This is a genomic window from Streptomyces sp. NPDC103540, from assembly GCF_055584445.1.
In genome coordinates, this window is record NZ_JBVJMA010000009.1 from 269278 (window position 1) to 282083 (window position 12806).

The window sequence follows — 12806 nt, forward strand, 5'->3', positions numbered from 1 at the left end:
TTTCGGGAGAGGGGAACGGCGCACCACGTGCTCAGCGAACGAGTGCCCAGGATCGGCCTGTTGGCCACGACGGTAACCACCTGCGCGGTGATGGCCGGGTGCGGCGGATCGCCCGGGGTCGAGAGCCTGCCCGGCAACGCCGGACTCCAGGCTCCGGGGAAGGCCGAGGCCCCGGGCCGGGTCATGTCACAGGAGGTGCTGGAGGCCGCGCTCCCCCAGGGCATCAACCTGCCGCGGGAATTCGCGAGGGGCGGCGGTGCCTCCGTCAAGGCCTGGGACATGTCGAACCCCGCGATCTGCCAGTCGGAAGGCTGGCGGGACGAGGAGTGCGCCGACGCCCTCGCCCTGGGCGTGAGCGCGGCGGCCGGTGCCGAGGAACGGATCGTCATCCGGGCGATGTCGTTCGACGACGAGGCCACGGCCAAGACCCACTCCACCGGCCGGGGCACGCCTGATGAGGTGGGGAGCAATCCTCCGGGCGAGGACGCCGCCGGCTACGACCTGCCGGCAGGCGCCAGGGGTTGGACGGGGAAGGGTGTCAGCGTCCGGCAGGGCACGGTCATCGCGAAGGTCGAGTACGCCTGGTCTCCGGGGAACGAGGTGCCGAACCGCCTGAGGGACCTCACCACCATGGTCGTCGAACGCCTGAAGCAGTCCCAGAGCGGCAAGAACCCCACCGCCTCGCTCCGGTAGACGACGGTCGTCCGCACCGGACGCCGCCCGCCGGGCGTCGCGGGACGTCAGGCGGGCGGCGTCGGCCGACGGTCCGCGCCGGAGAGGCCGACGGACGACAATCGGGCCGCGGCCTGCTCCCAGGGCCGCGGTTCGGCCACGTCGTCCCGGTCGTACGCGTCCTCCTCGAACCAACCGGTTCCGGCCAGCCAGGTCTCCAGCCACTCCTCCAGGCCGACGCAGTCGAGGAACCAGCACCCGTCCCACGCTCCGCCGTCGTGGGCGTTCGGCTCGAAGAGGAGGACCCGGCCCCGGGGGTCGAGGCAGTCGACGCCCGCGTACATGCCACAGCCCCAGTGGAGGATCGGCACGACGCCTTCGGGCCACACCGGGTGCTCCGCCTCCAGGGACTTCGCGCGCGACGCGAGGTAGTGGGCGACGACGCCGCCCGGTCCCAGCAGCGGCAACAGGTGGTAATCGGGGCCGAACCCGCCGTCGGCGACCTCGCGGTAGAGGCGTCCGAGCAAGGGGTGCAGGGTGAGGCCCAGGCGGGACTGCGCCCGCGCGATCCGCTCGTCGTCGACGGGGGCCGGAAGGTTCCCGTCGTCTGCCGCCGCCCGGATGGCGACGCGTCGGAGGAGGTCGTCGAATGCGTTCATGGCGTGAGGGTGCCAGGGCCCACTGACACCTCGACGAGGTCGACGGGCGGGAGCCGCCGCGCGGCGCGGGGCGGCCACACCGGCCCGTCCCCTGACGCACCCTCCGCCGTGATCGTCCGAATCTGAGATGCGTGTGCAACTTTGACACGGATATGCCAACATGACGGCGCCCCTGCCGCACCGCGCCGCATCGCCGTGCCCCGGGGCTCCCCCTGTTCGCGAGGATCTCCCTGTCATGTCCGACTTTCAGCCCCAGCAGCCCTACGGTCAGCAGCCCCCGCAGTACCCCGCCCCGAAGCAGGGCATGAGCACCGGTACGAAGATCGCGCTGGGCTGCGGCATCCCCACGCTCCTCGGCCTCCTCGTCCTCGGCGGCTGCGCCCTCGTCGTGGGCAAGGCCGCCGACGAGGTCGGCAAGGAACTCGACAAGTCCTACGACTCCGCGCAGGTCGGCGGCGACGTGAAGGCCGGGCAGCCGGACATCACCAAGGACGCCCGGATCACCGCCTGTTCCGTGAAGACCGGCGACTACGACATCAAGGAGATGGAGGTGAAGGTGGAGTACACGAACAGCGGTGACCGCCGGTACTCCTACCTCGTCGAGGGCGAGATCCTGGTCAACGGCGCCAAGAAGGAGGACCTCACCTCGACGGCGCAGAACCTCTCCGCCGGTCAGACCTACACCGACGAGAACGCCGGCGCGCTGGGCTACAACGTCGCCAAGGACGCCAAGCCGTCCGACAAGATCGAGTGCAAGATCGTCAAGATCTCCCGCAACGCCCTCTGATCCGACCGCGATCCGACGTCGCACCCCCGCCCCGGCCTCCGGGCGGGGTCGTGCCGCCCGGAGGGGCCACGCACACGGCGTGGCGGGAACGGGGCGCCCGGGGGCTGGGTCATGATCGGCTGCGTGAAGACTTCCGGACGTCCGACCGCCCTGGCGGTCGCGCTCCTGCTCGCCGCACTGCCCGCGTGCTCGCGGTCCGGCGAACGCGCCGCCGTCGGTACGGGTGGGCGCACCGGCCCGGAGACCGCCCGGACGGGAGCCGCCGGCCCGGCGTTCCGGGGTGGGCACCCCGCGGCCGCGGGCGCCGGTGACCCGTACTTCCCCGAGCTCGGCAACGGCGGGTACGACGTGTCGCACTACGCCCTGACCCTGGCCTACGACCCCGACAGCGGCCGCCTCGAAGGGACCGCGGAGATCACCGCGAAGGCCACCGAGGACCTCAGCGCCTTCCACCTCGACCTGCTCGGCATGAAGGTGTCCGGCGCCACCGTCGACGGCCACGAGGCCCGGGTCGACCAGGACGGGCAGGAGCTGACGCTGTGGCCGCGCGACCACATCGGGAAGGGCGCCGCCTTCCGCGGCGTCGTGCGCTACGGGGGCACGCCGGAGTCGATCGTCCACGACCACGGGTGGCGCGAGGGCTGGCTGAGGACGGACCGGGGGGCGGTCGCGTTCGGTGAGCCGACGGGCTCGATGACCTGGTTCCCCGGCAACCACCACCCCTCGGACAAGGCCTCGTACGACATCACCGTCACGGTCCCCAAGGGACTCCAGGCGATCTCCAACGGACAGCTGCGCGCACGGCGCACGAGCGGCGACCGGTCCACGTTCCACTGGCACCAGGCCGAGCCCATGGCCAGTTACGTGGCGACCGTGGCCATCGGCAGCTACGACATCAAGACCTCGAAGACCCGCTCCGGCGTCCCGGTCCTGTCGGCGGTCGACACGACCGCGCGGGTGGACGAGGACGGGACGGTCCTCGGCCGGTTCCCCGAGATCATGGAGTGGGCCGAGGGCCGGTTCGGCCCCTACCCCTTCGCCACCGCCGGGCTGATCGTCGATCAGGCGGCCGGCATTCCGTACGCCCTGGAGACCCAGACGAGGCCGACCATTCCGGCGGACGTCTTCCACACCACCAACGTGGTGCACGAGATGGCCCACCAGTGGTTCGGCAACTCCGTCACCCCGCGGACCTGGCGGGACATGTGGCTCAACGAGGGGTTCGCGACCTACGCGGAGTGGCTGTGGACCGAGGACCACGGCGGTGCCACCGCCCAGGACCACTTCGACCGCAACCACGCCAAGGCCGCCGACGACCACGCCTGGGACTTCCCGCCCGCCGAGCCGCCGAGCGCCTCGGACATCTCCCGCCAGCCCGTGTACGTACGGGGCGCGATGGTCCTCCACCGGGTCCGCCAGGCCGTCGGGGACGAGGGGTTCCGGGACCTGGTGCGGGGCTGGGCCCTGCGCCACCGCCACGGCCACGCCTCCACGAAGGACTTCACGGCGTACGCGGAGGCCAGGGCCGGCCGGGACCTCGACCCGATCTGGGACGCGTGGCTCCACGGCGACGGCAAACCCGCGTGACCGGGGCGGCGGGGCGGGGCGGGGCCTCAGACCTTGACGCGCCGTCGGGCGGTCTCGACGAGCTCCATGTACCGGTCCCAGTCCCACACGGTGCCGGGGTCGTCGTGCGTGGACAGCGGGACCTCGACGTGGCCCAGGATGTGGTCGCGGTCGATCGGGACGTCGTACTTCGCGCAGATCGTGGCGGTGAGCACGGCGGAGGCCTCGTACATCTCGTCGGTGTAGACGGGCTGATCGGTCCAGCCCTCGTGTTCGATGCCGATGCTCCGGTGGTTGTACCAGACGCTTCCGGAGTGCCAGGCCACGTCGCGCTCGCGCACGCACTGGGCGATCCGCGTGCCGGTCGCGCTGATCACGTAGTGCGCGGACACCCTCTCCGCGGGGTCCTTGAACTTGGCGAACATGATCGGCATGATGTCCGTTGTGAGGTGGATGACGACGTATTGGATGGGATACGCCTCGGGACGCTCCGAGGCCGTGTAGTTGTACTCGGAGGCCTCGACCCAGACGGCGGGGGCGTAGTCCACCGAGGCGTCGCCCTTGCGTCTCGCGGGCGGACCGGCGGCGCCGTCGGTCCTGCGTACGGGACCCGCGGGCGCGGCCTTCGTCTTCGCCTCGGGCGCCATCAGCCGGGGCAACCCCACGGCGGCCAGCGCCGTGCCCGCCGCGACGGCACCACCCCACACGAGCCGTCGACGGCTAAGCGGGCTGTCTTCCATGGCCACTCCTCATGAGGTCGAGCAGGCAGGCAGGGGTCGACGCACCGCGCATCGTGACATCACGAAAGATGGCGGTTCGTCCCGTATTCCGATGCTTCACCAGTGCCCACATCCCGGCAAGCCGGTCCTCCACCACTCGGCGCACACCCGCTGACGGGCCGACGGCCCCCGGCCCTCGGTGTCCTGAGGGAGCGTGACGGCCGATAGCGTGCGGGCATGGCGATGACGAAGCAGAGGGTCCTGTACCGGCAGGGCAGCGGGTTCTGGCGGATGACGGCGAAGTGGGCCGTGTTCTTCGGGGTCGTGTCCGTGCTCGACGGCGCGCTGATCCGGACCTGGGGTCACGCCGTGGTCTGGCCGATGATCGGGGTCGTCCTGTGGGCGCCGATCGGGGTGGGCGCCGTCTGGTACCCGCGCAAGGACCGGCAGCTCGTGGTGACGCCGCGTGAACTGCGCATACGGCGCCGGCGGCTGCCGATGGAGGACGTGAACCTGCTGCACGTGGCGCGGCTGTGGCTGGAGGGACGGTCAACGGCGGACGACCTGCCGGCATCGCGGTGGAACCGGTCCACCCGGGTGGTGTGGGTGCCGCTGAAGGACGGAGACGCGTACGGCGTCGAGTTCAGTGACCCGGCGGCGTTCGCCAAGGTGTTCGGGGAGTTCGCGGTCGCGGCCTGCGGCGGACCGGACGTCGTCCGGGCGCGGGCCGCGGCCGAGACCTACCCACAGCCGCGCCCGAGGCTCCACCGGTCCACCGCCGACGGCTCCGGGCGCGGCGCCCTGGACCTCTTCGACTGACGGCCGACCCGCGCACGCCCGCCCGCGCACACCCGCCCGCGCACGCCCGCAGCCGCGGCCGAGGGCGTTTGACGCCGCGCCGGGCGGATCATCCTCCCTCCGGGGGAGACCACGGCAGCGCCACCGCACAGACAGGGACGCACGATGGCCAACGAGTTCCAACGTCACAAGATCGACCGCGCGTTCCGCATGCTCGACGTCGACGGCGACGGGTTCCTGACGGAGGAGGACTTCGCGCTCCTCGCCCGGCGGTGGACGGAGCTACGCACCGCGGGCGACCACGCGGTGCTGCGGGAGACGATGCTCGGCTGGTGGCGGACCCTGTCGGCCGCCGCCGACGGGGCGGACCGGGTGTCGCTCGACGACGTCCTGAACGTGGTCGACCTGCTCCCCACCATGCCCGAAGCCGTCCACGGCACCGCCGAGGCGATGTTCGCGGCCGTGGACGCCAACGGCGACGACGAGGTCGATCGGGGCGAGTACAAACAGATGGTCGAGGCCTTCAGCGGCCGGAGCACGGACACCGACATCGCCTTCGACCGGCTCGACCTCGACGGGAACGGCCGCATCAGCCGGGAGGAGTTCCGTGCCGGCTGGTACGAGTTCTGGGCCGGTACCGACGAGTCCGCGCCCGGCGGGCTGCTCTTCGGCCCCGTCGAGGTGGACCGGACCGGCTGAGCCCGGACCCGGCCGGTCCCGGACGCCCGGCCGGTCCCGGACGCACGGCCGGGACGTGCGGACGAGCCCGCCCGGCGGGTCAGTACGAGTGGTCGACCGTGACGTCGGCCGACAGCCGCAGCGCCGCTTCGGCCGGTTCCCCGCGCAACCCCAGCAGGGTGAGGGCGAGGGCGTCGATGACGGTGAGGTGGGCGAGCCGGCTGGCAACGGTTTCGAGCCCGAACACCAGGTCCTGGCCGCCCGCGACCAGGGTGAGGCCACCGGCCTCGCTGAGCGGCGAGCGGGCGTAGCTGGTGACGGCGACGACCCGGGCCCCTGCCCGCCGGGCCCGTCGGACGGCGTCCACGGTGCTGCGCGTGGCGCCCGTGTGGCTGATGGCCAGGCAGACGCCGGTGGAGGTCAGCTGCGAGGCGGCCAGCTGGGCGGTCAGCGGGTCGGCCGGCGCGTCGACCGCGCAGCCCAGCGCGCGCAGTCGGTACGCCGTGTCGAGCGCGACCGCGCCGGAGAGTCCCGCGCCGACGACCAGGACCCGGGGGGCGGCGTCGATCAGTTCGGCCGCCGCCCGCAGGTCCTGCGGGGTCACCGTGGCCGCGACCCCCTCCAGGGCCTCCCGTCCGGCGCGGATGGTGTCGGCCAGGGCGCGGGCGGCGGGGTCGCGGTCGCGGGAGGGTTCGGGTGCGGGTGCCTGCCGGGCGGCGGCGATCTTCAGCTCCTGGTAGCCGCGGAACCCCAGCCGCTGGCAGGCCCGTACGACGGAGGACGGCGCGGTGCCGGCCAGCGCCGCGACGTCGCTGACGCTGAGCCGCACCAGCTCGGCGCCCTTGTCGAGGACGACCCGGGCCACTCGCGCCTCGGTGTCGCGCAGCTCGGACAGGTGGGCGCGGATGTGGGCGGCGAGCCCACCCGAAGGTGTGGAATCGATTTCCATGGGTTTACGCTAACAGGGAATCCCATTCCACCCTCCAGCCGTGGGGAGCGCCCCTTGCCCGCACACCTGTCGGCCGCGGCGGGCACCACCGCCGTGCCCGCCGTCGTCCTCGCCTCCGCGGTGCTGCACGCCGCCTGGAACGGCCTCACCCACGGCCTGCGCGACAAGCTCGCCGGTTTCACCCTGATCAGCCTCGCCTCCGCGGGCTGCGGAGCGGTGCTCGTCTGCTTCGCCCCGCTGCCCGCGCCGGCGGCCTGGCCCTACATCGCCGCCTCCGCCGCGCTGCAGGTCACGTACCAACTCCTGCTGCTGCGCGCCTACCAGCTCGGGGACTTCGGCCAGATGTACCCGACGGCGCGCGGCACCTCGCCCGTGGTGGTGGCCCTGGTGTCGACCACCCTGCTCGGCCACTCCCCGGCCGCCGGACAGGCCCTCGGCATCGCGGTGATCGCCTGCGGACTGGCCGGCCTCGCCCTCGCCGACGGGATCCCCGGCCGCGCCCAGGTGCCGGCGCTGGCCGCCGCGCTCGGCACCGGGGTGATGATCGCCTCGTACACCCTCGTCGACGGCAGCGGGGTGCGCGTCTCGGGCAGCGTCCTCGGCTACGTCGCCTGGCTGTTCCTGTGCCAGGGGCTGGTCCTGCCCCTCATCGCGGGGGCGCGCCGGGGCCGCGCCCTGTTGACCGCGCTGCGCCCCATGTGGGGCCGGGGCCTGGTGGGCGGGCTGCTCTCGCTCGTGGCGTACGGGCTCGTCGTGTGGGCGCAGTCGCGGGGCGACCTCTCCACCATCGCCGCCCTGCGCGAGACGAGCATCGTGTTCGGGGCCCTGATCGGCGCGGTGGTGTTCCGCGAGCGCCTCGGGCACCGGCGGATCACCGCGAGCGTCGCCGTCCTGGCGGGGATAGCGGTGCTCCAACTGACGGGCGGCGCCTGAGGAGGAGCCGGCCGGGGCCTAGCTCGGGTCCTCGGGGTGGGGGCCGGTGGCGTACGGGTTGGGTTCGCCTTCCGCGAGTACGCCGACGAAGGGCTCGCCCTCCCCCGCGAACGTGTAGGCGCCGCTCTCGATCCGACCGATCAGGCCGCGGGTCCATTCCGCCTCGCTGTCGGCCGAGTGCACCCACATGTTCATGATCTCGCCGATGTGGCCGAGCTGTCCGGGGCCGTTCTCGGGGGTGTAGTACTCGGTGACCGAGGCCCGCCACCGCCCGAGGGCCGCGATGCGCTGCTCCAGGAGCGCGACGGCCTCCTCGCGCGGCAGGTCGACGATGAATCCGATGGCGGCCGAGAGCACGTCCATCTTCTGGTCGTACGAGGTCAGGGCCTGGCGAAGCAGCGTGAGGTACTCCTCGGTTCCCCGGTCGGTGATCTCGTACTCGACGCGGGGCGGGCCGCCGACGGTGCTCGGCGCGACCTCGTGGGCGAGGAGGAGGTCTTCCTTGGCCATCTGCTTGAGCGCGTGGTAGATCGAGCCCGGCTTGGCGTTCGACCACTCGTGCGCGCCCCAGAACTCCAGGTCGTTGCGGACCTGGTAGCCGTGCGCCCGCCCGTGCTGGCGGACCGCGCCGAGGACCAGCAACCGGATCGCGGACATGGGGTCTCCCTTCGAGGAACTGCGGCCCAGCCTACACAAATTTGAATAGTCGCCTCGGGTGGCCCAGTAATCAAGTTTGACCAGAGGGCTCGCGTGCCCTACGGTGGGCTCTCGTAGTCAAGTTTGACCACTGACGGAGGGGGCATGGTGACCTCGCACGATCCGGCGATCGTCGTCGAAGGAGTCCGGAAGAGGTACGGCTCCGAGCAGGCCCTCGACGGTCTCGATCTCACCGTCGGGGCCGGGACCGTCCAGGGGATCCTCGGCCCGAACGGAGCCGGCAAGACCACCGCCGTACGCATCATGTCCACGCTCCTGCGTCCCGACGAGGGGCGCGTCGAGGTGGCCGGCGTGAACGCGCTGACCCGGGCCGGCGAGGTGCGCTCGCGGATCGGGCTGCTCGGGCAGAACGCCGCCGTGGACGAGGAGCTCGACGGCCGCCAGAACCTGGAGATGTTCGGGCGCCTGCACCACCTCGGGGCGCGCCGCGCGGGCGCGCGGGCCGACGAGCTCCTCGCCCGCTTCGGGCTCGCGGACACCGGCGACAAGGCCGTCCGACAGTACAGCGGCGGCATGCGGCGCAGGCTCGATCTCGCGGCGTCCCTGATCTCCCGGCCGCTCGTGCTCTTCCTGGACGAACCCACGACGGGGCTCGACCCCCGCGGTCGCACGGAGGTGTGGAACGCGGTGCGTTCCCTGGTCGGCGGCGGTACGACCGTCCTGCTGACCACGCAGTACCTGGAGGAGGCCGACCAGCTGGCCGACCGGATCGCCGTGATCGACCACGGAAGGGTGATCGCGCAGGACACGCCCGACCGGCTCAAGTCCACGACGGGCGGCGACCGCATCGACGTGGTCGTGCGCGACGCCGCCCATCTGGCGCTCGCGGCCGCCCTGTTGCCCGGTGGGGCGGTGGTCGACGAGGACCGGCGCATGGTCAGCGCCCCCGTCACCGACCGGATGCGGGCCCTGACCGAAACCGTACGGGCGCTGGCGGACGCCGGGATCGAGGCACAGGACATCGCGGTGCGCCGGCCGACGCTCGACGAGGTCTTCATGCACCTGACGAAGGAGGACGCCGCGTGAGCGCGACCCACGTCGTGGACACCACGCCCGGCACGGGAACGAGGGTGGGCCGGGCCGCCGCCGACTGCTGGACGATGACCCGGCGCGAACTGGCGCACTGGGCGCGCCGACCCGTCCAGGTCGTCGTCGGCCTGGTCTTCCCCGTGATGATGCTGTTGATGTTCGGCTACCTGATCGGCGGAGGACGCGGTGTCGACGGGGACTTCACGGCCTACCTCGTCCCCGGCATGCTGACCATGACGATGGCCTTCGGCATCGAGGCGACGATGCTCGCGGTCACCCAGGACCTGGGCAAGGGGGTCATCGACCGGTTCCGCTCGATGCCGATGGCCTCGGGCGCGATCCTGGTCGGGCGGAGCGTCGCCGACATGCTCCAGTCGGCGGTCGGTCTGACCGTGATGATCGCCGTCGGGTACGCGATCGGCTGGCGGTGGCAGGGCGGAGCCGCTTCCTTCCTGGGCGCGGTGGGCCTGCTGTTGCTGCTGCGGTTCGCGATGCTCTGGATCGGCATCCACCTGGCGATGGTCGCGGGCCGGCCCGAACTGGTCCAGGCGGTGCAGATCCTGGTCTGGCCGGTCGGCTTCCTCTCCAACGCCATCGCCTCGCCCGCGTCGATGCCCGGCTGGTTGGGCGCCGTCGTGGAGTGGAACCCGATGTCGGCGACGGCCACCGCGGTACGCGCGCTGTTCGGGAATCCGGGCGCGGCCGGGGGATCATGGGCCGCGACCCACGCGGAACTCCTCGCGGTGGTCTGGCCGGTGGCCCTGACCGCGGTCTTCCTCCCGCTGGCGGTGAACCGGTTCCGCAACCTGAGCCGCTGACCGTGCCCCGCGACTCCCGCCCGGACCCGCGACACCCGCCCGACTCCGCCCGCACCGAACCGCACCACCGCGCGCCGGCGTGCCCCGCGCCGACCCGCCCCGTTCACGCATCGAGGAGCGCCATGACCCCGCCCGAAACCCCTTCCCTGGACGCCTCCGCTCCGCTGCCCCCGCTCGCCGCCCAGGCCGAGCGGCTCATCGAGCTCGGGGTGCCGGAGCTCACCGGAATCTCCGCGACCGAACTGCGGGCCTTCGCCGGCGCCGTCGGTGACGACGCCGACGGCGCCCTGCTCGCCCTCCACCCGGACCGGGCCCCCGCCTCCGTTCTCGCGCCCCTGCTGCGGCGCACGGACAAGCCCGGTTTCGTCGTCGAGGACATGACCGACGTCGACCTGTTCGCCCCGCACGACATCGAGTTGCCCGACGCCGCCCTCTACCTGGTCACCGGGCCCGACCGCGGCGACGACCTGGCCAACCTGACCCCGGAGGAGGCCCTGCCCGCGCTCGCCCGGGCTCACCGCACCCCGCTCCTGCTCACCGAGGGCATCCTCTGGCTCCTCCAGCGGCCCTCCGTACTGGAACGCAACCACTGCTTCATGACCATCGGCTCACGGCTGCGCAAGCCCAACGGCACCCTGGACGCCCGTACCCCGGCCCTGTGGATCAGCAACGGCACCGGGCGGGACGGCCGCGAGCGCCGCGACGCGCCCAAGGTCGGCTGGTGCTGGTGGAACAACCGCCACACCTGGCTCGGCTTCGCCTCCGCCGACGGCAGGTCGCCCCGGCCCGAGGGCCGCCCCGCGTAGGCCGGCGCGGCGCGCGGGCCCGCCCGGTCCCGGGCCTCGTACGGTGTGGGGATGCGTCACCACGATCTGGTCGTCATCGGTGCGGGATCCGGCAACGCCGTCGTCGACGACTCGTTCGCCGATCTGGACGTGGCGATCGTCGAGGAACGCTGGTTCGGCGGGACCTGCCTGAACGCCGGGTGCGTCCCGAGCAAGATGCTCGCCCACACGGCGCACGTGGCGCGCACGGTCCGGGAGGCCGGGACCTTCGACGTGGACCCCGCGCCGGGCACGGTGCGCTGGCGGGCGGCGCGGGACCGGGTCTTCCGGCGGCTGGACGGCGTACGGGACCGGGGCCGCGGGGGCCGTGAGCGGGAGTCCTCGGTCACCGTCTACGAGGGCCGGGCCGTCTTCACCGGGCCGAGGACGCTGCGGATCGAGGGGGCGGCCGGGCCGGTGGAGGTGAGTGCCGGTCAGGTCGTCATCGCGGCGGGCGGACGCCCGTCGGTGCCCGGACCCGTCCTGGAGTCGGGCCTGCCGTACGAGACCTCCGACACCGTCATGCGGATCGACGCCCCGCCCCGACGCCTGACGATCCTGGGCGGCGGCTACATCGCCGCCGAACTGGCCGAGGTGTTCGCCGCGGCGGGCAGCGCCGTCACCATCGTGGAGAAGGAGGCACGGCTGCTCGGCCCGCAGGACGAGACGGTCGCGAGGCGGTTCACCGAACTGGTCCGCACGCGCTGGGACCTCAGGCTCGGCCGGGAGCTCACGGCGGTCGAGAGCGGGCCGGGCGACGCGCTGCGCCTGCTCCTGGACGACGGCTCGACGGTCGAGGCGGACATGCTGCTCGTCGCGGTGGGCCGGGTGCCGAACAGTGACCGGTTGGGCCTCGCGGCGGCCGGTGTCGCCGTCCGGGAGGACGGCCGCGTGGTCGTGGACCGCCATCAACGCACCACCGCGGAAGGCGTCTTCGCGTTGGGGGACATCTGCTCTCCGGTCCCCCTCAAGCACGTGGCCAACCGGGAGGCGGAGGTCGTCGCGCACAACCTGCGCCACCCGCACGACCTGATCTCCTGCGATCACGAGCACGTCCCGGCGGCGGTGTTCACCGAGCCCCCGATCGCCTCGGTCGGAGTCACCGAGCAGGAGTGCAGGGACGGGGGGATCGCGTACGCGGTGGGCTCGGCCCGGTACGCGGACATCGCCTACGGCTGGGCGATGGAGGACACCACCGGCTTCTGCAAGGTGATCGCGGAGCCCGGCACGGGGCGTATCCTCGGCGCCCACGTGATGGGCGCCGAGGCACCCGCCCTGATCCAGCCCCTGGTCCTCGCGGTGACCCTCGGCATCGACGCGAGGACCCTCGCGCGCAAGCCGTACTGGATCCACCCCGCGCTGACCGAGATCGTCGAGAACGCCCTCCTGGACCTCGGGGTCCCGTGAGGGGCGCCATCGCCCCGGCCGACGGGCCGCGTCGACGGCGGTCGGGGCAACCCCGGCTGCCGCCCGCGGCCGGATGGGCTCTGACCAGCGGAAACCGTCTGGACTCCGGGCGGGGGCCCGGCATATGTTCTGCGGTGGCCCCACCCGCTCGGCGGGGCCGTCCGCATGCAGTCCGTCCCGTGGGGGGTCCACCGTCATGTCCTTCAGCGCTCCCGGCTCGCCGCCTCCGGGGCAGCCGTACCCGCAGCCG

The 12806-nt window shown here is 72.8% G+C and carries 14 protein-coding genes; 10 read left to right on the plus strand and 4 right to left on the minus strand.

The genetic code is table 11. The annotated features are described in order from the left end of the window. The first annotated feature begins 60 nt into the window (after positions 1–60). The gene (locus ACZ6ZI_RS23250; RefSeq protein ID WP_469523845.1) at positions 61–693 is read left to right on the plus strand and encodes a hypothetical protein; all 633 of its coding nucleotides are present in this window, start codon (positions 61–63) and stop codon (positions 691–693) included. A 47-nt stretch (positions 694–740) separates the two neighbouring features. Here ACZ6ZI_RS23250 and ACZ6ZI_RS23255 read toward each other — a convergent pair whose 3' ends face one another. Next, a complete protein-coding gene (locus ACZ6ZI_RS23255) occupies positions 741–1331 on the minus strand; it encodes an SMI1/KNR4 family protein (RefSeq protein ID WP_469523847.1) in 591 nt (196 codons plus the stop codon). A 235-nt stretch (positions 1332–1566) separates the two neighbouring features. Between ACZ6ZI_RS23255 and ACZ6ZI_RS23260 the strand changes: the two genes are divergently transcribed. Then, positions 1567–2118, plus strand: coding sequence for a hypothetical protein (locus ACZ6ZI_RS23260; protein WP_363060769.1), 552 nt, complete (start codon positions 1567–1569; stop codon positions 2116–2118). Between the two features lie 111 nt (positions 2119–2229). Continuing rightward, entirely contained in the window at positions 2230–3705 is a 1476-nt protein-coding gene (locus ACZ6ZI_RS23265; RefSeq protein WP_469523849.1) for a M1 family metallopeptidase, read from the plus strand. A gap of 26 nt (positions 3706–3731) precedes the next feature. On the opposite strand, the gene ACZ6ZI_RS23270 is transcribed toward ACZ6ZI_RS23265, so the two are convergent. After that, entirely contained in the window at positions 3732–4424 is a 693-nt protein-coding gene (locus tag ACZ6ZI_RS23270; RefSeq protein WP_469523851.1) for an N-acetylmuramoyl-L-alanine amidase, read from the minus strand. Positions 4425–4640: 216 nt separating this feature from the next. Between ACZ6ZI_RS23270 and ACZ6ZI_RS23275 the strand changes: the two genes are divergently transcribed. Both ACZ6ZI_RS23275 and ACZ6ZI_RS23280 read left to right on the plus strand, forming a co-directional pair. Beyond that, entirely contained in the window at positions 4641–5222 is a 582-nt protein-coding gene (locus tag ACZ6ZI_RS23275) for a hypothetical protein (protein WP_469523853.1), read from the plus strand. Between the two features lie 144 nt (positions 5223–5366). Further along, complete coding sequence (locus ACZ6ZI_RS23280) at positions 5367–5900, plus strand: EF-hand domain-containing protein (protein ID WP_469523855.1); 534 nt, start codon at positions 5367–5369, stop codon at positions 5898–5900. Between the two features lie 79 nt (positions 5901–5979). Here the strand turns inward: ACZ6ZI_RS23280 and ACZ6ZI_RS23285 are convergent, their stop codons facing one another. Continuing rightward, the gene (locus ACZ6ZI_RS23285) at positions 5980–6828 is read right to left on the minus strand and encodes a MurR/RpiR family transcriptional regulator (RefSeq protein ID WP_469523857.1); all 849 of its coding nucleotides are present in this window, start codon (positions 6826–6828) and stop codon (positions 5980–5982) included. A 54-nt stretch (positions 6829–6882) separates the two neighbouring features. On the opposite strand from ACZ6ZI_RS23285, the gene ACZ6ZI_RS23290 reads away from it, so the two are divergent. Continuing rightward, positions 6883–7761 (plus strand): EamA family transporter, encoded by an 879-nt coding sequence (locus tag ACZ6ZI_RS23290; protein WP_469523858.1) that lies wholly within the window; start codon positions 6883–6885, stop codon positions 7759–7761. An 18-nt stretch (positions 7762–7779) separates the two neighbouring features. On the opposite strand, the gene ACZ6ZI_RS23295 is transcribed toward ACZ6ZI_RS23290, so the two are convergent. Continuing rightward, the gene (locus ACZ6ZI_RS23295; RefSeq protein ID WP_469523860.1) at positions 7780–8418 is read right to left on the minus strand and encodes a PadR family transcriptional regulator; all 639 of its coding nucleotides are present in this window, start codon (positions 8416–8418) and stop codon (positions 7780–7782) included. 144 nt (positions 8419–8562) lie between these two features. On the opposite strand from ACZ6ZI_RS23295, the gene ACZ6ZI_RS23300 reads away from it, so the two are divergent. From ACZ6ZI_RS23300 to ACZ6ZI_RS23315, 4 genes are all read left to right on the plus strand, one after another. Next, positions 8563–9504 carry an ATP-binding cassette domain-containing protein gene (locus ACZ6ZI_RS23300; RefSeq protein WP_469523862.1) on the plus strand — a complete coding sequence of 314 codons (942 nt, stop codon included), beginning with the start codon at positions 8563–8565 and terminating at the stop codon, positions 9502–9504. Positions 9505–9578: 74 nt separating this feature from the next. Further along, a complete protein-coding gene (locus ACZ6ZI_RS23305) occupies positions 9579–10325 on the plus strand; it encodes an ABC transporter permease (RefSeq protein WP_469524013.1) in 747 nt (248 codons plus the stop codon). A 122-nt stretch (positions 10326–10447) separates the two neighbouring features. Beyond that, positions 10448–11131, plus strand: coding sequence for a DUF5701 family protein (locus tag ACZ6ZI_RS23310; RefSeq protein WP_469523863.1), 684 nt, complete (start codon positions 10448–10450; stop codon positions 11129–11131). 51 nt (positions 11132–11182) lie between these two features. Then, positions 11183–12556, plus strand: a complete 1374-nt coding sequence (locus ACZ6ZI_RS23315; protein WP_469523865.1) for a mycothione reductase — start codon at positions 11183–11185, stop codon at positions 12554–12556. The last annotated feature ends 250 nt before the right edge of the window (positions 12557–12806 follow it).